The following is an 18,542-nucleotide window of genomic DNA, read 5'->3' as shown; positions in this document are numbered from 1 at the left end:
ATGAAAGTTAAAAAGGCAGTTATTCCAGCAGCTGGGTTAGGAACACGTTTCTTGCCGGCTACCAAAGCGATGGCAAAAGAAATGTTACCGATTGTTGATAAACCAACGATTCAATTTATTGTAGAAGAAGCACTAGCTTCAGGAATCGAAGATATTTTAATTGTGACAGGCAAAGCCAAACGTCCGATTGAAGATCATTTCGATTCAAATGTTGAATTAGAAAATAATTTAAAAGAAAAAAATAAAACCGATTTATTGAAATTAGTCGAAGAAACAACGGATGTTAATTTACATTTTATTCGTCAATCCCATCCGAAAGGCTTAGGACACGCTGTTTTACAAGCGAAAGCATTTGTTGGCAATGAACCTTTTGTCGTGATGTTAGGCGACGATTTAATGGAAGATAAAGTGCCATTAACGAAACAATTAATGGATGATTACGAACAAACACATGCTTCGACAATTGCGGTAATGAAAGTACCCCATGAAGATACTTCAAAATATGGTATTATCAATCCAGAAAAAGAAATCGAAAAAGGACTATACAATGTCGAGAACTTTGTTGAAAAACCAAAACCTGAGGAAGCACCAAGTGATTTAGCGATTATCGGCCGTTATTTATTAACCCCTGAAATTTTTGATGTACTTGAAAATCAAAAGCCAGGCGCTGGTAACGAAATTCAGTTAACAGATGCGATTGACACTTTAAATAAAACACAACGCGTTTTTGCTCGTGAGTTTAAAGGAGAACGTTACGACGTTGGCGATAAATTTGGGTTTATGAAAACAAGCATTGAATATGGTTTGACTCATCCAGAAGTAAAAGATAATTTACGAGAATACATTATTAATTTAGGTGCTCAATTAGCGAAAAAAGAGCAACCAAAAGAAAAATAAATAAAAATAAGCGTAAAATTTCAATTCGTTAGAAGGAAATTTTACGCTTATTTTCTTAAAGAAAAGGGCATGAGAATTTTATAAAATAAATTGTCATTCTTAGCTTTATGAGTTGTGAAAAATATAAGTTGGTGTTATCCTAAGATTATAAATAAAATTTCAGAGGGGAGTAATGATATGTCAGGTGGGGAAATTGCTGCCTTAATTGCAGCGGTAGCATTTGTTGTTTTAGTCATCTTTTTAGTACTTGTGTTATATAAAGTTTCTCAAGTTGTTTCAAAAATTGAAGATACAATTGATGAAACAAATACAACAATCAAAGTCGTGACTAGCGATGTGAATGTATTGAGTCGCCAAGTGGAAGGCTTGCTTGTTAAAAGCAATGAACTATTGACAGATGTGAATCAAAAAGTGGCAACGATTGATCCGTTGTTTACGGCCGTTGCTGATTTAAGCGAAAGTGTCTCTGAATTGAACACCTCAAGTAAACATTTGATTACAAAGGTAGGAACCGTAGGGAAAAGCACAGCGAAAGCTGGTTTAGTGAGTAAAGTAGGCGGTTCTGCTTTTAGAGCAATGCGTTCAAAAAATAAAAAAACAAATAACTAATTGGAGGAGATTTTTATGGCTAAAAAAGGCGGATTTTTCTTAGGAGCAGTAATTGGTGGAACAGCAGCAGCCGTTGCCGCATTATTACTTGCACCAAAATCAGGTAAAGAATTACGTGATGATTTATCAAATCAAACAGATGATTTAAAAAACAAAGCGCAAGATTACACAGATTATGCTGTTCAAAAAGGAACAGAATTAACAGAAATCGCAAAACAAAAAGCCGGCGTTTTATCAGATCAAGCCTCTGATTTGGCAGGTTCTGTCAAAGAAAAAACAAAAGATTCATTAGATAAGGCACAAGGTGTTTCTGGCGACATGCTTGATAACTTTAAAAAACAAACAGGTGATTTATCTGATCAATTTAAAAAAGCAGCTGACGATGCTCAAGATCACGCAGAAGATTTAGGTGAAATTGCCGAAGATGCAGCAGAAGATATCTATATTGACGTTAAAGATTCTGCGGCAGCAGCCAAAGAAACTGTTTCTGCTGGTGTCGATGAAGCAAAAGAAACCACCAAAGATGTTCCTGAAAAAGCTGCAGAAGCAAAAGAAGATGTTAAAGATGCAGCGAAAGACGTAAAAAAAGAATTTAAAGGGTAACAAGCGTTTAGCTTATGAAAGTTAGCAACGGATCGTGTTGCTTTTGTTCAGCGGCTTACCTTAAAATTTAGAAATGAGGCCATCAGTCCGGTTGACTGATGGCCTCATTTTATTTTTATGCTATTGAATAATTTGCAATTCTTTGGTTGTCTTAGTGAATGGTTCGGAGCCTGTTTTCGTTACGTGTAAACAATCTTCAATACGAACGCCTACTTTTCCAGGAATGTAAATACCGGGCTCAATAGAGAAACACATACCTTCTTCAATGACTAAATCATTGCCATGAACCAGCGATGGGTATTCATGGACAGTGGTTCCAATGCCATGGCCTAAGCGATGGTTAAAATATTCACCATAACCAGCTTTTGTGATTACACCTCGAGCAATATCATCTAATTCGCCTGCTGTAACACCAGGTTTCACCGCTTCAGTTGCTGCTAATTGTGCTTCTAAAACAATTCCATAAATTTCTTTTTGGAAATCAGAAGGTTCCAAGTAGCTGACTGTTCGTGTGGCATCACTACAATAGCCATTATGAACGACACCTAAATCAAATAGCACTAAGTCATGGGGCTCAATTTTTGTTTCGCCAGGTACCCCGTGAGGACTAGCTCCGTTTTTTCCTGTTAAGACTAACGTATCAAAACTCATTGAGCGAATACCTTGACGTTTTAATTGATACTCGATTTCTGCAACAATTTCTTGTTCCGCAACGCCTGCTTGAATTGCTTTGAAGCCAATCTCAAAAGCGACATCAGCCCAACTACCAGCTTCTAGTAAACGTTGAATTTCAGGTTCTGTTTTAATTAATTGAAGTTTTTCAATTAAAGGCGTAACATCATGCGAAAAATCGCTAGCTGGGAAATAGGTTTTCAATTGATCGAAACGAGCTAAAGAAAGAGCTTGTTTTTCTAAAGCAAAGCGTGGTGTGCCTTGTGTCCGTTTATTTAATAAAGCCGCAATTTTTTCCCAAGGATTTTCGCTATCTAAATAACCATAAACGGGATAAGTCCAACTACTCTTTTCGGCATCTTCGACTTCTAATGCAGGTGTAAATAAAAATGATTGGTCGTCCGCAGCGATAAACAAAGCTAACACGCGCTCATGAGGTTCGCTTTCGTAACTGGAAAAGTAAGCGATATGACCAGGATCACTAATATAAGTGAAGTCAATCTTTTCTTGGTGCATCCAATTTTTTAAATCGGCAATTTTTTCTTGATTCATAAAACATCCTTCTTTCTTTTATTCTGAAGTGAATCACAGTACTATCATAACATGAAATGACAAAAAGTTCCTTTTGAAATGGAAAGTAAATTTTCATGAAAAAACGATAAAACGGTTGCAAAAATAGAAGAATTTTGATATTCTAGGCTAGGAAAGAAATGTAAACAGTGTTTTCAGAAAATGAGAACAAATTCATATTTATAGGAGAAGAAACATGGAAAAACAAACAATTACAATTTATGATGTTGCTAGAGAGGCAAATGTATCTATGGCTACTGTTTCTCGTGTTGTCAATGGTAATCCCAATGTAAAACCAGCAACGCGTAAAAAAGTCTTAGAAGTGATTGATCGCTTAGATTACCGTCCTAACGCAGTCGCACGTGGTTTAGCAAGTAAAAAAACGACAACAGTGGGTGTCATTATTCCAGATGTTAGTAATGCATTTTTTGCTTCATTAGCACGTGGCATTGACGACGTGGCTACAATGTATAAATATAATATCATTTTAGCTAATTCAGATGGAGACGATCAAAAAGAAGTTACTGTATTAAACAATTTACTTGCCAAGCAAGTAGATGGGATTATCTTTATGGGTCATCGCATTACAGATGATATTCGTGGTGAATTTTCACGTTCAAAAACACCTGTTGTCTTAGCAGGTTCAATTGATCCAGACGAACAAGTTGGTAGCGTTAATATTGATTACACAGAAGCAACGAAAGATGCAACAGCGACTTTAGCGAAAAATGGGAACAAAAAAATTGCTTTTGTTAGTGGTGCATTAATCGATCCAATTAATGGTCAAAACCGAATGAAAGGCTACAAAGAAGCCTTAGCGGAAAATGGCTTGTCTTATAATGAAGGCTTAGTTTTTGAATCTGAATATAAATTTAAAGCAGGTATTAATTTGGCTGAGCGTGTCCGTAACAGTGGAGCAACAGCTGCCTTTGTTACAGATGATGAGCTAGCGATTGGTTTATTAGATGGGATGCTAGATGCTGGTGTGAAAGTTCCAGAAGAATTTGAAATCATTACAAGCAATAACTCATTGCTTACAGAAGTCTCTCGTCCACGTCTATCAAGTATTACACAACCTTTATATGATATCGGTGCCGTGTCAATGCGCTTATTAACAAAACTAATGAACAAAGAAGAAATTGAAGAAAAAACAGTTGTTTTACCTTATGGAATTGATCAAAAAGGTTCAACAAAATAAATTGAATTAAACGGCTAAACAAAGAGCGGTAACTCTTAGTTTAGCCTTTTTTTGATACTTAAAAATGAGCCAGAAAACGTATTTTTCTGGCTCATTTTAGCGAGTTAATTATCATTCTTTTTATTATCGTTGTTTTTATTGTTGTTATTATTTGTAGTGGCTCGTGGAGCAAGATTTCCCCAGTAAGAAGCGTAATTGCTGTCTGTTCCACCGATTCCAAATTTATAGGTACTTTGTGGTGCACCATCTTTGGCATAGTATGAAGTCGTTGTTTTGCCAGGTGTATTGAACTTAGCACCATTATAGGTAATTGAGCCAGGTTTTTCACCAGTAAATTCAGAAACTTTTGATTTAATGACACTTGGGTCTAATTCAAATTTTTGACCAATGCCAAACAATTCTGGATTCGCATAGTACAGCGCATTAGCTAAGTTCGCCATATAATTCCCGTTATTGTCGCCGCTGGTTGTCGTCATTGGCGCTGGTAGATCATGTCCCGTCCAAGAACTTAGTGTCACAGTTGGAGTAGAGACAATCAGCCATGAATCTTTAAACTCATCAGTTGTTCCAGTTTTTCCGACCCAATCAGCACTGGCTAAATGAGGATTCAAGCCAGCTAACGTTGGTTTGAATTTTGTCGTATTCGCAGAATCCACCACTGAACGCAACAAGTCATTCATAATAGAAGCGGTCGCCGGTGAATAAACTTGCGTTCCTTCATCTTTGTGTTCGTAGACCACATGTCCGCTATTGTCTGTAATTTTTTCAATCATGTAGGCTTTTTGATATTTCCCTTTGTTAGCAAGCGCTTGGAAACCGTTTGTTTGAGTTACAACATTTGTTTCTACTGGACCCAATGGCGCAGATTCGTAAGCCCAAGCATCTGAAGCTGGATAGTTCATTTTACTTAAGTAGTGATTGTAAGAAAAATTATCATCACCCATTTTTTTCCTTAGCTCATTATTAACATGAACGACAGGGATATTGAAAGACCAATTCAAGGCATTCCGAACAGTCACGAATTGATTTAAATCCACAGTTGTTGAGTTAACAAATTCACGACCATCAGCATAAGTCGTTGGGTAGTTGGCCAGACGACTTTCAGAACCAATGAGTCCTTGATCAATCGCAGGGCCATAGACAGAAATTGGTTTAATCGTAGAACCAACTTGACGATCGGCATTAAAGGCATGGTTGTTTTGATTAATATCGAAGTTTCTGCCGCCGATAAAACCGAGGATACGACCAGTAGCGTTATCCATTAAAATATTGCCAGTTTCAATCATTGTATTCCCATTGACATCTGCAGTGCCATCATCAAGCAAATAACCATAATTTGCGACAGCGGTTTGCATCGTGTTGTAAATATTCTGATCAATGGTCGATTGGATTGTATAGCCTTGCGACTGGATTTCGCGACGTGCTTGTTCTTTATATTGATTTAAACCAACTTGATCTAAATCATCACGATTAACTTTAGCTTTCTTCATATCTAAATCCATGACAATCTCAACTGCTTTATCTAACACCGTATAGTATAGATAGCCTTCTGTATTGACATTGGCCTGCTCAGTTGGTAAAAAGTCTTTTTTCAAGTCGTAAGCTTTGGCTTCTTCATATTCCTTTTGCGAAATAGCTTTTTCTCGGTACATACTGAAAAGAACAAAATCTTTTCTCTTCATTCCTAAAGACAAATCGTCTTTCAAGGCACCAGTGTTAGTATAGGGCGTGTAAACAATGGGACTTTGGGGAAGTCCTGCGATAAAGGCCGCTTGAGGAAGATTCAAGTCCTTGGCACTTTTACCAAAGAGTCCTTTGGCTGCTTCTTCCACGCCTGCAATATTTTCACCTTTGTTATTACGACCAAAAGGGGAGACATTTAGATAAGTTGTCACGATTTCGTCCTTAGAAAAGTATTTTTCAATACGTAAAGCTAATAAAATTTCGTTGGCTTTCCGTTTAAAAGTCGTTTCGTCAGTTAAAATCTGTTGTTTTACCAATTGCTGAGTCAATGTTGAACCACCAGAAGAACCGCCGATACCTGTCGCATCAGAAATCAACGCTCGAACTAGCGCTTTTGGTACTACCCCATGATGTTCTTCAAAATATTCATCTTCTGTTGAAATAATGGCTTTTTTTAGCAATGGAGACATTTGATCGCCATTAATTCGTGTCCGAATTAAATCTGATTTGATGTTAGCAATCGGAGTACCATCTGCGTAAGTCATTTTTGACACTTCGGTAATATCACTGATTTCTTTTTGCAATTCTTCCTTCGTTGGGGGCTGTGTATCTTCAACTAGAAAAGCAAAATAGCCCATTCCGATACCTAAGCCAAGAGAGCCACCTAAGACAATCAGAATAACCCCAAAAACCACTAATGACTGAAAAACGCGAATAATGACATTTAAAATAAGTAAAAAGACATTGCCGCCAGAAGAGGTCGTTGGTTTTTGCTTATTGTTACTTGAATTATTTTTCAAAAGCTTCACCTCAATAAAATGATACATTCTGTGTTATTATAGCAAAAAAAAGCTTCTATGAATAGTTTCTACACCAATTGCCATTTTTTGTTGAAAAAACTTAAGAGAAAATAGGGAAATCTCATTTTTTGACTTTTCAAGTGTGACAGAATCGGTTACTATGAATAGGGGAATTTGATCTATTATTATGTTTTACTATAGGAGGAAAATCATGAATTCAGCTTTTTTTGAAGAATTAAAAGCCCGTGGGTTGGTCTACCAAGTCACAGATGAAGAAGCCTTACAAAAACAATTAAATGAAGAATCTGTTAAATTATATATCGGCTTTGATCCAACGGCAGACAGTTTACACATCGGGCATCTACTGCCAATTCTTATGTTACGTCGTTTCCAACAAAATGGCCATGTGCCCATTGCTTTAGTTGGTGGCGGAACTGGCATGATTGGTGATCCATCATTCAAAGATGCAGAACGTAGTTTAAACACACTTGATACAGTGAAAGCTTGGTCTGAAAGTATTAAAGGCCAGTTGTCACGTTTTATCGATTTTGAAGATGAAAAAAATCCAGCGATTCTAGCAAATAACTATGATTGGCTTGGAGAGCTTTCATTAATTGATTTCTTACGTGATGTTGGAAAAAACTTTACAATTAACTATATGATGAGTAAAGAAAGCGTGAAACGCCGAATCGAAACAGGAATTTCTTATACTGAATTTGCGTATCAATTATTACAAGCGTATGATTTCTTGAAATTGTACGAAACAGAAGGTTGTTTATTGCAATTAGGCGGCAGTGATCAATGGGGGAACATTACTTCAGGGATTGAATTATTACGCCGAGAACAAGAAGTTCAAGGATTTGGCTTAACTATGCCTTTAATTACAAAAGCAGATGGTACCAAATTTGGTAAAACAGAAGGAAACGCAGTTTGGTTAGATGCGGAAAAAACTTCGCCATATGAATTTTATCAATTCTGGATTAACACAGATGATCGTGATGTCGTGAAATTCTTGAAATACTTTACTTTCTTAACATTGGATGAAATTGCAACAATTGAAGAAGAATTTACAGCGAACCCAGGTCAACGTGCTGCGCAAAAAGCGTTAGCCAAAGAAGTGACTACTTTAGTCCACGGTGAAGCAGCCTATCATCAAGCGGTTAAAATTTCAGAAGCTTTATTCAGCGGGGATATCCAAAGCTTAACAGCAGAAGAAATTAAACAAGGCTTTAAAGATGTACCAACGTACGAGGTGCAACCAGAGGATCAATTAAGTTTAGTCGACTTATTAGTTACCTCAAAAATAGAACCATCCAAACGTCAAGCCCGTGAAGATGTTCAAAATGGAGCGATTTACGTCAATGGAGAACGTAGACAAGATTTAGCAGCTGAATTGACAGAAACTGATAAAATTGAAGGACAATTTACTGTGATTCGTCGCGGGAAGAAAAAATATTTCTTGTTAAAATACTAAAACACTGTGAACTTCAATCTTATACGGTTTATAAATTAAAAATAATAGTTAACAGTTAATACTAGCTTAATATTTTGCTTTAGGAAGACTTGTTTACCTTAATGTAAGCAAGTCTTTTTATAAAGTTTTGCTTATAGTACTAGAATCAATAGTCACCAACATTATCTTGAACGGTTTATTATATAAAAATACCGACCAAGTTTCTCTGGTCGGTATTCTGTCTAATTTTTAAGTCTCACTACAGATAGCCAATCCTTACTTGTATAATATTACTGTATGGAAACCTTCCATAGATCCTGACAGACCTTGATTTTGTAGTGAATCAATTTTTATATCAACAATTTCATAACCATCTAACTGCATAGAAGATATTATTTCATCAATTTGCGTAGTGTATTTGTCCTCACAGCCAAAATTTTGATTAATCCATTTACTAAAACTATTTACCATAACTAGATGAGTTAAACCATCTTTAGGTTTTAAAAATTTTTTTATTTCTTTTTGATAAATAGATTCTGCAGCACTTTTTTGTCCTTTTGTAAACATTCCCACTCTATTTCACCACCTTTCCAGTAAAATTATTATTGCTAATATATTTATTGCTTCAAGCTTTTTGTGAATGTCCAAAGTGTTAATCACTAATAAAGTTAGACTATTATTCCTCTCTATGGTGATTCATTAAGGAAAAGTATTGGTTAAAGCATATAGACGATAAAGATAGTATATCAATGTTCACAAAAGTCTACAATAAAAATTCAAATTTGTTATAGACTATATTAGAAAAGTAATGGGTGGGTATTGTTGTATCAACAATAAGGAGGACTGTAAGAAAAGTCCTTTGTCAAGATAGTATTGAAATAAAAAGCTGAAAATCAAAAGGACAAATGTTACAAAAAACTCTTTTTTACTATTGGGCATATTCAATTACAGATAACTTGTGCTATGCTAGAATAAAAAGTGCAGTCGCTATAAGGAGTAGGTTATGAAATCAATTGTCGAAAAGTTAAACTTAACGAAGTATCAGCAACTAGTTACTTTAAATAGACCACAGGGAGAGTATCTATCTGAATTTGCTTCAGCCGCGCAGCAATTACCCTCAGAACCAGTTGAGCTGATTTTTGCATTTGTGAAAACGATGGCGGAATTTCAAGAGATTGTTTCAATGGTGATTGAAGGTCAACATTTAGTAGAAAATGGGTTGTTATATGTGGCTTATCCGAAAAAAGGCAATAAAATGTATCCAACCTTTGTCCACCGAGATGAAATTTTTCCAACATTACAAGTAAACGAGGCAGATGGGTATATTAAAGGCTCAACCTTAAAATTTAATCGCATGGTTAGTTTAGATGAGACTTTTACGGTTGTCGGCATGAAGAATGTTCTTAAAAAGCCAGCGAAGAATCAGACCAGTTCTGCTGTTGGGGATTATGTTCAATATTTACCAGAAATTGAAGCGTTGGTACAAACAGAACCAGCTGCTGCAGCGACATTCGCTGCATTAACGCCTGGTTATCAAAAAGAGTGGGCGCGGTATGTATTTAGTGCAAAGCGAGCGGAGACACGGAAAAAGCGGCAAACTGAAATGTTAGCCATTTTAAAAGAAGGCTATAAAACCAAAGCTCTTTATCAGCAAAGGAAGAAATAATGGCGCAGTTAATTGAAACAGTTACAGCATACATCGAAACAGTCGAACCAAAATGGCGAATTGCTTATCAGCAAGTATTAGACGCCGTTTCGCAAAATTTGCCAGCAGGATTTGAATTAACAATGCAATATGGCATGCCAACCTTTGTTGTGCCGCTTTCAGTATTTCCAGAAGGCTATCTCAACCGTGGTGATGAGCCGTTACCATTTATCAGTTTAGGCGCTACTAAAAGGCAAGTAGCTTTATATCACATGGGATTAATGGGAAATGAAGCCGTCCGAAGTTGGTTTCAAGAAGCCTATCAGGAACAAGTGTCAACAAAGCTAAACATGGGGAAAAGTTGTCTTCGCTTCACTAATCCTAAGCGAATACCCTATGAACTAATTGGCGAATTAGTAACAAAAATCACGCTTGAAGAATGGCTGCAACAGTATCAACACTACCAAAAGAAAAAGAAGAATTATTAGGAGGAACCACATGTTATTAGGATCACACGTTAGTATGAGTGGCAAGAAAATGCTATTAGGCTCTGCCGAGGAAGCGGCTAGTTATGGCTCAACAACCTTTATGATTTATACAGGTGCGCCACAAAACACGCGCCGGAAACCGATTGAAGAAATGAATATTGAAGCTGGGCAAGCGTTTATGAAGGAACACAATTTAAGTAATATCGTCGTTCATGCCCCGTATATTATTAATTTAGGCAATACAATCAAAACGGAAAATTTCGGTTTTGCCGTTGACTTTTTGCGACAAGAAATTGAGCGAGCACAAGCGTTGGGAGCAACGCAAATCACGTTACACCCAGGTGCGCATGTTGGCGCAGGTCCAGAAGCCGGCATCAAACAAATTGTTAAAGGTCTAAACGAAGTCTTGTGGAAAGAGCAAATCCCTCAAATCGCTTTAGAAACAATGGCTGGTAAAGGAACCGAAATCGGCCGTACGTTTGACGAACTAGCTGCGATTATTGACGGAGTTACGCTAAATGATAAGCTTTCTGTCACTCTGGATACTTGCCACATTAATGATGCAGGTTATAATGTAAAAGATGATTTTGATGGCGTATTAGTTGAATTTGATAAAATTATCGGATTGGATCGTTTAAAAGTCATTCATGTGAATGATTCTAAAAATCCTATGGGCTCACATAAAGATCGTCATGCCAATATTGGTTTTGGCACTATTGGTTTTGAAGCTTTAAACGGTGTGGTTCACCATGAAAAATTAACTGCTTTACCAAAAATTTTAGAAACACCTTATGTCGGAGAAGACAAAAAAAATAAAAAGGCCCCTTACGGCTTTGAAATTGCGATGTTAAAAAATCAAACATTTGATCCAGAATTATTAGAAAAAATTCAAGGACAAAACTAAAGCAACAATCGCTCTTAAAGGTCCTATTGACATTTAAGAGCGTATATTTTTGACTTTTAATCACTATTTTGCAAAAAAATCAGACTTTTTTCATTATTTAAGAGAAATCCCGCAAAAAGAACTTTTCTTTTTTTGCTATTTCTAGTAAAATAATTCATTGAGAGCAAAACTATACGGAGAGGAGAGAGTTTCAATGGCAACAGGTTGGGTAGTATTAATCGCAGTAATCGCTTTATTAGTAGGCGCTGCAGGGGGCTTTTTCCTTGCACGCAAATATATGCAAGATTATTTCAAAAAAAATCCTCCCGTTAATGAGGATATGTTACGCATGATGATGGCATCAATGGGTCAAAAACCGTCAGAGAAAAAGGTTAGACAAATGATGCAACAAATGAAAAACCAAGGAAAATAGTAAAGGTTATTCAGGTAATCATGAATAAGTGTAAAAACGGGCTGATTTTCAGTCCGTTTTTTTGTTGTTTTGCGGGAGAATAGGATAATCTAGGAGGAAAAGAGCGAAACGTTTAATCAAAAACAACAATAACGAAGAAACCTTCTAGCTCGAAAGTAGTCTTCGTAGAACAACAAAGTAAAGGAGGGACAACTGAATGTCCATATTCAAAAAAATAGGCTGGTTTTTTAAGCAAGAGAAAAAAAGTTATATTATTGGGGTTTTCTCATTAATGATGGTCGCTCTTGTTCAATTAGTCCCGCCCAAAGTTATTGGCGTCGTTGTAGATGAAATCGTTAACAAAGAAATTCGCTTAACGAAAATTATCGTGTGGGTTGCACTCTTGGTTGGTGCTGGGCTTGCCCAATATCTTTTTCGCTATATTTGGCGGATGCATATTTGGGGGAGTGCCGCTCGTTTGGAAAAAGAGCTACGGACTCAATTATTTCATCATTTCACAAAAATGGATAGCATCTTTTATCAGAAATATCGGACAGGTGACTTGATGGCGCATGCAACCAATGATTTAAATGCCATCCAAAATGTGGCTGGAGCTGGGATTTTAACATTTGCTGACTCTGTGATTACGGGAGGAACAACGATTATCGCAATGGTTCTATTTGTCGATTGGCGCTTAACATTAATTGCTTTATTACCGCTGCCTTTATTAGCGGTCACCTCACGAGTTCTAGGTTCTAAGTTGCATGATGCCTTTCGAGATTCACAAGCTGCTTTTTCAGCGATTAATGATAAAACACAAGAAAGTATCACTGGAATTAAAGTCATTAAAACATTTGGGCAAGAAAAAGAAGATCTTGCTGATTTTACAGAGAAAATTGATGATGCTATCGTCAAAAATAAACGAACGAACTTTTTAGATGCACTATTTGATCCGTTTATTACGCTGATTATTGGTGTTTCTTATGTTTTGACAATTATTATTGGTGGTCGTTTCATCATGGAAGGAACGATTAGTTTAGGTCAGTTGGTCTCTTTCATTGCCTATATTGGGATGCTAGTTTGGCCAATGTTTGCGATTGGGCGCTTATTTAATGTGTTAGAACGTGGGAATGCTAGTTACGATCGTGTGAACGAATTATTACATGAAAAAACGCATATTATCGAACGAAAAGATGCCATCAAAACAATGGCGCAAGGGACAATTTCAATGAAGATTGATTCTTTTTCTTATCCAAAAGAAGAGACGGTGGCGTTGGAAAATATCCAATTTTCGTTGCAAGAAGGAGAAACCTTGGGGATTGTTGGCAAAACAGGCGCTGGTAAAACCACTATTTTGAAATTGTTGATGCGTGAATATGACCAATACCAAGGAACGATTTCCTTTGGAAAACATAACATTAAAAATTACACATTAGATGCATTGATGGGTGCAATGGGGTACGTGCCACAGGACCATTTTCTCTTTTCCATGACGGTACGAGATAACATTCGTTTTGCTAAACCAGACTTAGAACAAGCAGCAGTTGAACAAGCGGCAGCATTAGCATTTATTAACCAAGAAATTAAAGCATTCCCTGAAGGCTATGACACAATGGTTGGGGAACGTGGCGTTTCGCTTTCTGGAGGACAAAAACAACGGATTTCTATTGCACGGGCCTTGATTGTTGAACCAGAATTGTTAATTTTAGATGATGCCTTATCTGCAGTCGATGCGAAGACTGAAGAGGCGATTTTATCAAATCTAAAAGAAACGCGCCAAGAAAAAACCACTATTATTACAGCGCATCGTTTAAGTAGTGTCATGCATGCAAAAGAAATCTTAGTGTTGGATGAAGGGAAAATTATTGAACGGGGGACACATCAGGAGTTACTGACTCAGAAGGGTTGGTATCAGCGGATGTGGGAAAAACAGCAATTAGAAGCGAAAATTGAAGGGAGTGAGAGTTAATGGAAGAAAAGTATCAATCCGAATGGTCCAGAGAGTTACCGCTGAAAGAACAATTAACGATTGTTCAGCGTTTGTTTCGTTTTGCCAAACCGTTTCGACGCATGTTTTACACAGCTATTCTCTTTGCATTTGGCTTATCAATTATCAATATTCTTTTGCCTAGAGTCATTCAAGTTTTTATGGATAATTATTTAACGCCTAAAACTGCTACAATGCAAGTGATTCTAACTTTTGCTGCTATTTATTTTTTTGGTGTCATTGTCAAAAGTATTGTTTGGTTTTTCCAATGGTATTTGTATTCGATGGCTTCTTTAAAAACGTATCAATATATACGAGTGAAATTATTTGAAAAATTACACACTTTAGGTATGCGTTATTTTGATCAAACACCAGCGGGTTCGACGGTGTCTCGTGTTACCAACGATACAGAAACATTGTTTGAATTCTGGTATGTATTCCTAATGGTGATTACAGGAATTTTTGCCGTAATCTCGTCATTTTTTGCAATGTTTCAACTCAGTCCAGAAATTTCATTTTATTGTCTAATTTTCTTGCCAATTTTATTAGTTGTAATTTGGTATTACCAAAAATTTAGTTCAAAATTATATCGCAGTATGCGGGAAAAATTAAGTCAATTAAACACCAAACTAAATGAATACATCTCTGGTATGCAAATCATTCAACAATTTCGCCAAGAAAAACGTTTGGAAAAAGAATTTGAAGAAACCAATGATGACTATTTAAAAACACGAGTAGCAATGATTCGTATGAATTCGTTATTATTAAGTCCCATCATTAATTTGTTGTATACGTTGGCGATTGCATTGGCCTTAACTATGTTTGGCATCGATGCTTTACATTCTCCTGTAGAAGCGGGAATGATTTATGCTTTTGTAACGTATGTCCAAGCTTTTTTTAATCCGATGACACAAATGATGGACTTCCTAAGTATCTTTACAGATGGGATTGTCGCAGGTAGTCGTATTTTAAAAATTATGGATACGGAAGAATTAACACCGCAACAATCAGTAGGTGCGAATGGGGAAATTATTCGCGGGAAAATTGAATTTCGTAATGTTACTTTTTCTTATGACGGCAAAAACGAAGTATTGAAAAATATTAGCTTTGTTGCAAATCCCGGGGAAACCGTCGCTTTAGTCGGTCATACTGGAAGTGGTAAAAGTTCAATTATTAATGTACTCATGCGTTTCTATGAATTTTATGAAGGGCAGATTTTAATTGATGATCGTGACATTCGTGATTTTCCCATGACAGAATTACGGGAAAAGATGGGCTTGGTATTACAGGATGCTTTCATGTTTTATGGAGATATTGCTGGAAATATCCGTTTACTGAATCCAAACATCACAGATGAACAAATTAAACAGGCTGCGGAATTTGTTCAGGCGGATAAATTTATTCACACGTTACCCAATACCTATCATGCGAAAGTCATTGAACGAGGAGCGAGTTATTCTAGCGGACAACGTCAATTAATTTCGTTTGCACGAACAATTGTAACTGATCCCAAAATTTTAGTTTTAGATGAAGCAACCGCTAATATTGATACAGAAACAGAAGGATTGATTCAAGAAGGATTAGCCAAAATGCGACAAGGAAGAACGACAATTGCGATTGCGCATCGCCTTTCGACGATTCGTGATGCAAACTTGATTTTAGTTTTAGACAAAGGGCAGATTGTAGAACGAGGAACGCACGAAACGTTACTGGCAGAAGGGGGCCTTTATGCGGATATGTATCAGTTACAAAGTACGGAAGTTTAACGTAACAACAGAAAGAGTTAAATAACCCAAACAAAGGCATTTAGTGTTAGGAAATTCCTAATTCTAGGTGTCTTTGTAGCTCTTTAAATTGCAAAAAAGAAGAGAAATGGTATGATATGAAGAGAGAAAAATAAACGAGGAAGTTAGGTGGAACTGTGAAGCCAGTTATAGTCAAAAATGTGCGAATAGGTGAAGGCAATCCCAAAATTGTGGTGCCCATTGTTGCTCGAACAGCCGAGGATATTTTGGCCGAAGCAACGGCGAGCCAAACACTAGATTGTGATTTGGTGGAATGGCGTTTAGACTATTATGAAAATGTCGCTGATTTTTCCGATGTATGTAATCTTTCACAACAAGTAATGGAACGGTTGGGGCAAAAACCGTTATTGTTAACTTTTCGTACACAAAAAGAAGGCGGCGAAATGGCTTTTTCCGAGGAAAATTATTTTGCTTTGTATCATGAATTAGTGAAAAAAGGTGCGTTGGATTTATTAGATATTGAATTATTTGCGAATCCGCTGGCGGCAGATACGTTAATTCACGAAGCTAAAAAGGCGGGGATTAAAATTGTTCTCTGTAATCACGACTTTCAGAAAACACCGTCGCAAGAGGAGATTGTCGCACGGTTACGCCAAATGCAAATGCGTCAGGCGGATATTTGTAAAATAGCTGTGATGCCACAAGATGCGACAGATGTACTTACGTTACTTTCAGCAACCAATGAAATGTACACCCATTATGCATCCGTCCCAATCGTTACTATGTCAATGGGACAGTTAGGGATGATTAGTCGCGTAACAGGTCAACTGTTCGGATCGGCACTAACTTTTGGCTCCGCCCAGCAAGCGTCTGCACCAGGCCAACTATCCGTACAAGTATTAAGAAATTATTTAAAGACATTCGAACAAAACAAGTGATTCAGAAGGTGAAAAAAGTGGCAAAGAAAAAAACACAACAAAAAACGAATGCGATGCGCATGGTGGAACAACATAAAGTACCATATAAAGAATATGAATTCGCTTGGAGTGAAGATCATTTAAGTGCAGAAAGTGTCGCTGAAAGTTTAGGTATTGATAAAGGACGAATTTTTAAAACCTTGGTTACAGTAGGTAATAAAACAGGTCCAGTCGTGGCTGTCATTCCTGGTAATCAAGAATTAGATTTAAAAAAATTAGCGAAAGCTAGTGGCAACAAAAAGGTAGAAATGCTTCACTTAAAAGATTTAGAAGCAACCACAGGCTATATTCGTGGGGGCTGTTCACCAATTGGGATGAAAAAACAATTTCCCACCTATTTAGCTGAAGAAGCTCAACAATATTCTGCAATTATTGTTTCTGCAGGCAAACGTGGCATGCAAATTGAATTAGCTCCTGAAGCAATCCTTTCGCTAACCAATGGACAATTTGCGGGAATAACGACAGAAGAATAAGTGGTTATAAGAAGAGGTTGAGACAGAACCGTTTATCTGTTTTTAAACGTGGAGCAAAAATCACTAGGGATTTTTGCTCCACGTGTTTAATTATCAAATTAATAAAGGAAAAGCATTAAGTAAACAGTGCTACTTTTTATTGGGATAAAATTTTTGTAATGCTTGCCGTGCGAGCATATCGGCCGCTTTGTTTTGACTTTCAGGTAGCCATTTGATTAAGAGCAAAGGGAAATTCTTTTCTAGTTGTTGATATTCTGCTAAATAAGGCTGGTACTTTTCATTTTTAGCATAGTTTTTTTCAATTGTTTGGACAACAATTTTACTATCTGAGTGGAGAAGAACGGTTTGTTGATTGTCTTCATTGGCAATCGCTTGTTTTAAAGCTTCAATCAGCACTTTAAATTCGGCTTCGTGATTACTAACAATGCCTAAAGGCACATGCAATTGTTGCCGCGATTGGTCGGTGAGGTAAACGATACCGCCGCCAGATTCACCTGGATTGCCTTTTGTTGCCGCATCTACATAAATTCTTAACATAAAATTACTCCTAATTTCTTTTTGTTCTTAAAAAAAGTATGTTACTATTATAACATATTTAAATTTAGCGGCGTTGATCCAGAAGTAGTGAGGGCACTTTATGAAAAAACAGAAATTTTATTGGCAGCCAGAATTAGCATCAACAATTATTTACTGGTCTTGCACATTTTGTATATTATTTATTAGTTTAATTTTAGCATTGGAAAATAATGGTCCTTACTTGATTAGTAATCTGGTGATGGTTCCATTTTTTGTGTTTGCTTATCTAGGAATTGCGCGGTCTTTTAATATGACAGAAACATCTTTAATTGTCAGAGATGTTTTGTGGTTTCGCAAAAAAGCACTTCCGCTTTCTCAGATAGAAAAAGTAACCTACAATGAAAAAAGCATCGAAATTTTTTCCTCAGAATTTAAGGAAGGCTCAAAAGTCTTTTTAATGAAAAAGAAAACGATTCCGTTATTTCTTGAGGCACTTAAGGTAAAAAAGCCTGAATTGAAGGTAGCAGAAGATCATTCTTTGGGCCTTCATAAAAAAGAAGAAAAAAACAAGAGTGAGTCATAAGTCGAAACGACTGGTGACCCACTCTCAAAATCTTAAAATAATCAGCTGAAACAAACGCTACGTTTACTTACTTTTTGGAGCTAAGCGCTGTTGGTTCAGCTTTTTTAGTTATCTATTTTTTTGACATGTGCTGCTTGTAGCCCACGATTGCCTTCCATTATCTCGAATTCTACAGATTGATTCTCATCAAGTGATTTGAATCCGTCACCTTCTATAGCAGTGAAGTGGACAAAAATCTCATCTTCTTCGTTGTAAACGATAAAACCATAACCTTTTCTGTTATCGAACCATTTGACAATTCCTTTTTGCATCCAATTCACGCTCCTTTTAGATTTGTAAAGACACTTT

19 protein-coding genes are annotated in these 18,542 nt (G+C 36.7%); 14 read left to right on the top strand and 5 right to left on the bottom strand.

The genetic code is table 11. The features are described 5' to 3' along the window. The 3 genes from galU (at position 1) to IGM09_RS07165 (ending at position 2,109) form a co-directional block, all read left to right on the top strand. Positions 1-897, top strand: a complete 897-nt coding sequence (gene galU, locus IGM09_RS07175) for a UTP--glucose-1-phosphate uridylyltransferase GalU (RefSeq protein ID WP_002357314.1) — start codon at positions 1-3, stop codon at positions 895-897. Positions 898-1,074: 177 nt separating this feature from the next. Then, positions 1,075-1,506: a DUF948 domain-containing protein gene (locus tag IGM09_RS07170; protein WP_002364066.1), complete on the top strand. Its 432-nt coding sequence runs from the start codon at positions 1,075-1,077 to the stop codon at positions 1,504-1,506. A 15-nt stretch (positions 1,507-1,521) separates the two neighbouring features. Beyond that, positions 1,522-2,109: a YtxH domain-containing protein gene (locus tag IGM09_RS07165; RefSeq protein ID WP_002381831.1), complete on the top strand. Its 588-nt coding sequence runs from the start codon at positions 1,522-1,524 to the stop codon at positions 2,107-2,109. A gap of 120 nt (positions 2,110-2,229) precedes the next feature. On the opposite strand, the gene IGM09_RS07160 is transcribed toward IGM09_RS07165, so the two are convergent. Further along, positions 2,230-3,333 (bottom strand): aminopeptidase P family protein, encoded by a 1,104-nt coding sequence (locus tag IGM09_RS07160; protein ID WP_033624998.1) that lies wholly within the window; start codon positions 3,331-3,333, stop codon positions 2,230-2,232. Positions 3,334-3,547: 214 nt separating this feature from the next. On the opposite strand from IGM09_RS07160, the gene ccpA reads away from it, so the two are divergent. Further along, positions 3,548-4,549 (top strand): catabolite control protein A, encoded by a 1,002-nt coding sequence (gene ccpA / locus IGM09_RS07155; RefSeq protein ID WP_002357319.1) that lies wholly within the window; start codon positions 3,548-3,550, stop codon positions 4,547-4,549. Positions 4,550-4,653: 104 nt separating this feature from the next. Here the strand turns inward: ccpA and IGM09_RS07150 are convergent, their stop codons facing one another. Next, positions 4,654-7,059 (bottom strand): transglycosylase domain-containing protein, encoded by a 2,406-nt coding sequence (locus IGM09_RS07150; protein ID WP_033624997.1) that lies wholly within the window; start codon positions 7,057-7,059, stop codon positions 4,654-4,656. Between the two features lie 184 nt (positions 7,060-7,243). Here IGM09_RS07150 and tyrS point away from each other — a divergent pair, with 184 nt between their 5' ends. Then, on the top strand, positions 7,244-8,506 hold the full coding sequence (tyrS, locus tag IGM09_RS07145; RefSeq protein WP_002357324.1) for a tyrosine--tRNA ligase: 1,263 nt from the start codon (positions 7,244-7,246) through the stop codon (positions 8,504-8,506). A 255-nt stretch (positions 8,507-8,761) separates the two neighbouring features. On the opposite strand, the gene IGM09_RS07140 is transcribed toward tyrS, so the two are convergent. Then, positions 8,762-9,052, bottom strand: coding sequence for a hypothetical protein (locus IGM09_RS07140; protein ID WP_002393362.1), 291 nt, complete (start codon positions 9,050-9,052; stop codon positions 8,762-8,764). Between the two features lie 436 nt (positions 9,053-9,488). Between IGM09_RS07140 and IGM09_RS07135 the strand changes: the two genes are divergently transcribed. From IGM09_RS07135 to ybaK, 8 genes are all read left to right on the top strand, one after another. Then, positions 9,489-10,151 (top strand): YdeI/OmpD-associated family protein, encoded by a 663-nt coding sequence (locus IGM09_RS07135; protein ID WP_010713352.1) that lies wholly within the window; start codon positions 9,489-9,491, stop codon positions 10,149-10,151. Further along, entirely contained in the window at positions 10,151-10,618 is a 468-nt protein-coding gene (locus IGM09_RS07130) for a DUF1801 domain-containing protein (protein WP_010707518.1), read from the top strand. The genes IGM09_RS07135 and IGM09_RS07130 overlap by 1 nt, the downstream gene beginning before the upstream one ends. A 10-nt stretch (positions 10,619-10,628) precedes the next feature. After that, a complete protein-coding gene (locus tag IGM09_RS07125; protein ID WP_002357396.1) occupies positions 10,629-11,522 on the top strand; it encodes a deoxyribonuclease IV in 894 nt (297 codons plus the stop codon). 193 nt (positions 11,523-11,715) lie between these two features. Beyond that, positions 11,716-11,934 carry a YneF family protein gene (locus IGM09_RS07120; protein ID WP_002357397.1) on the top strand — a complete coding sequence of 73 codons (219 nt, stop codon included), beginning with the start codon at positions 11,716-11,718 and terminating at the stop codon, positions 11,932-11,934. Between the two features lie 196 nt (positions 11,935-12,130). After that, positions 12,131-13,882, top strand: a complete 1,752-nt coding sequence (locus tag IGM09_RS07115; protein WP_033624996.1) for an ABC transporter ATP-binding protein — start codon at positions 12,131-12,133, stop codon at positions 13,880-13,882. Continuing rightward, positions 13,882-15,666, top strand: coding sequence for an ABC transporter ATP-binding protein (locus IGM09_RS07110; RefSeq protein WP_002374713.1), 1,785 nt, complete (start codon positions 13,882-13,884; stop codon positions 15,664-15,666). The genes IGM09_RS07115 and IGM09_RS07110 overlap by 1 nt, the downstream gene beginning before the upstream one ends. Positions 15,667-15,821: 155 nt before the next feature. Continuing rightward, positions 15,822-16,583, top strand: coding sequence for a type I 3-dehydroquinate dehydratase (aroD, locus tag IGM09_RS07105; RefSeq protein ID WP_010712514.1), 762 nt, complete (start codon positions 15,822-15,824; stop codon positions 16,581-16,583). After that, the gene (gene ybaK / locus IGM09_RS07100) at positions 16,580-17,095 is read left to right on the top strand and encodes a Cys-tRNA(Pro) deacylase (protein ID WP_025186625.1); all 516 of its coding nucleotides are present in this window, start codon (positions 16,580-16,582) and stop codon (positions 17,093-17,095) included. Before aroD ends, ybaK begins: the two co-directional genes overlap by 4 nt. 129 nt (positions 17,096-17,224) lie before the next feature. On the opposite strand, the gene IGM09_RS07095 is transcribed toward ybaK, so the two are convergent. Further along, the gene (locus tag IGM09_RS07095; protein WP_002357402.1) at positions 17,225-17,632 is read right to left on the bottom strand and encodes a ribonuclease HI family protein; all 408 of its coding nucleotides are present in this window, start codon (positions 17,630-17,632) and stop codon (positions 17,225-17,227) included. A gap of 100 nt (positions 17,633-17,732) precedes the next feature. Between IGM09_RS07095 and IGM09_RS07090 the strand changes: the two genes are divergently transcribed. Then, positions 17,733-18,194 (top strand): EbsA family protein, encoded by a 462-nt coding sequence (locus IGM09_RS07090; protein ID WP_002357403.1) that lies wholly within the window; start codon positions 17,733-17,735, stop codon positions 18,192-18,194. A gap of 104 nt (positions 18,195-18,298) precedes the next feature. Here IGM09_RS07090 and IGM09_RS07085 read toward each other — a convergent pair whose 3' ends face one another. After that, the gene (locus IGM09_RS07085) at positions 18,299-18,505 is read right to left on the bottom strand and encodes a cold-shock protein (protein ID WP_002357404.1); all 207 of its coding nucleotides are present in this window, start codon (positions 18,503-18,505) and stop codon (positions 18,299-18,301) included. Positions 18,506-18,542: the final 37 nt, after the last annotated feature.

Origin of the sequence: Enterococcus sp. DIV0167 (genome assembly GCF_050541555.1) — a bacterium.
Taxonomy (GTDB): Bacteria; Bacillota; Bacilli; order Lactobacillales; family Enterococcaceae; genus Enterococcus; species Enterococcus faecalis.
The sequence above is the reverse complement of the archived record's forward strand: the minus strand, read 5'-3'. Positions and strand labels throughout refer to the sequence as shown.

Coding starts and splice junctions, on each gene's coding strand:
- IGM09_RS07120 (WP_002357397.1), top strand. CDS start 11,716: ATGGCAACAGGTTGGGTAGTATTAATCGCAGTAATCGCTTTATTAGTA.
- galU (WP_002357314.1), top strand. CDS start 1: ATGAAAGTTAAAAAGGCAGTTATTCCAGCAGCTGGGTTAGGAACACGT.
- tyrS (WP_002357324.1), top strand. CDS start 7,244: ATGAATTCAGCTTTTTTTGAAGAATTAAAAGCCCGTGGGTTGGTCTAC.
- IGM09_RS07125 (WP_002357396.1), top strand. CDS start 10,629: ATGTTATTAGGATCACACGTTAGTATGAGTGGCAAGAAAATGCTATTA.
- IGM09_RS07110 (WP_002374713.1), top strand. CDS start 13,882: ATGGAAGAAAAGTATCAATCCGAATGGTCCAGAGAGTTACCGCTGAAA.
- IGM09_RS07165 (WP_002381831.1), top strand. CDS start 1,522: ATGGCTAAAAAAGGCGGATTTTTCTTAGGAGCAGTAATTGGTGGAACA.
- IGM09_RS07170 (WP_002364066.1), top strand. CDS start 1,075: ATGTCAGGTGGGGAAATTGCTGCCTTAATTGCAGCGGTAGCATTTGTT.
- IGM09_RS07160 (WP_033624998.1), bottom strand. CDS start 3,333: ATGAATCAAGAAAAAATTGCCGATTTAAAAAATTGGATGCACCAAGAA.
- IGM09_RS07135 (WP_010713352.1), top strand. CDS start 9,489: ATGAAATCAATTGTCGAAAAGTTAAACTTAACGAAGTATCAGCAACTA.
- IGM09_RS07150 (WP_033624997.1), bottom strand. CDS start 7,059: ATGTATCATTTTATTGAGGTGAAGCTTTTGAAAAATAATTCAAGTAAC.
- ccpA (WP_002357319.1), top strand. CDS start 3,548: ATGGAAAAACAAACAATTACAATTTATGATGTTGCTAGAGAGGCAAAT.
- IGM09_RS07140 (WP_002393362.1), bottom strand. CDS start 9,052: ATGTTTACAAAAGGACAAAAAAGTGCTGCAGAATCTATTTATCAAAAA.
- IGM09_RS07130 (WP_010707518.1), top strand. CDS start 10,151: ATGGCGCAGTTAATTGAAACAGTTACAGCATACATCGAAACAGTCGAA.
- IGM09_RS07115 (WP_033624996.1), top strand. CDS start 12,131: ATGTCCATATTCAAAAAAATAGGCTGGTTTTTTAAGCAAGAGAAAAAA.
- IGM09_RS07090 (WP_002357403.1), top strand. CDS start 17,733: ATGAAAAAACAGAAATTTTATTGGCAGCCAGAATTAGCATCAACAATT.
- IGM09_RS07085 (WP_002357404.1), bottom strand. CDS start 18,505: ATGCAAAAAGGAATTGTCAAATGGTTCGATAACAGAAAAGGTTATGGT.
- IGM09_RS07095 (WP_002357402.1), bottom strand. CDS start 17,632: ATGTTAAGAATTTATGTAGATGCGGCAACAAAAGGCAATCCAGGTGAA.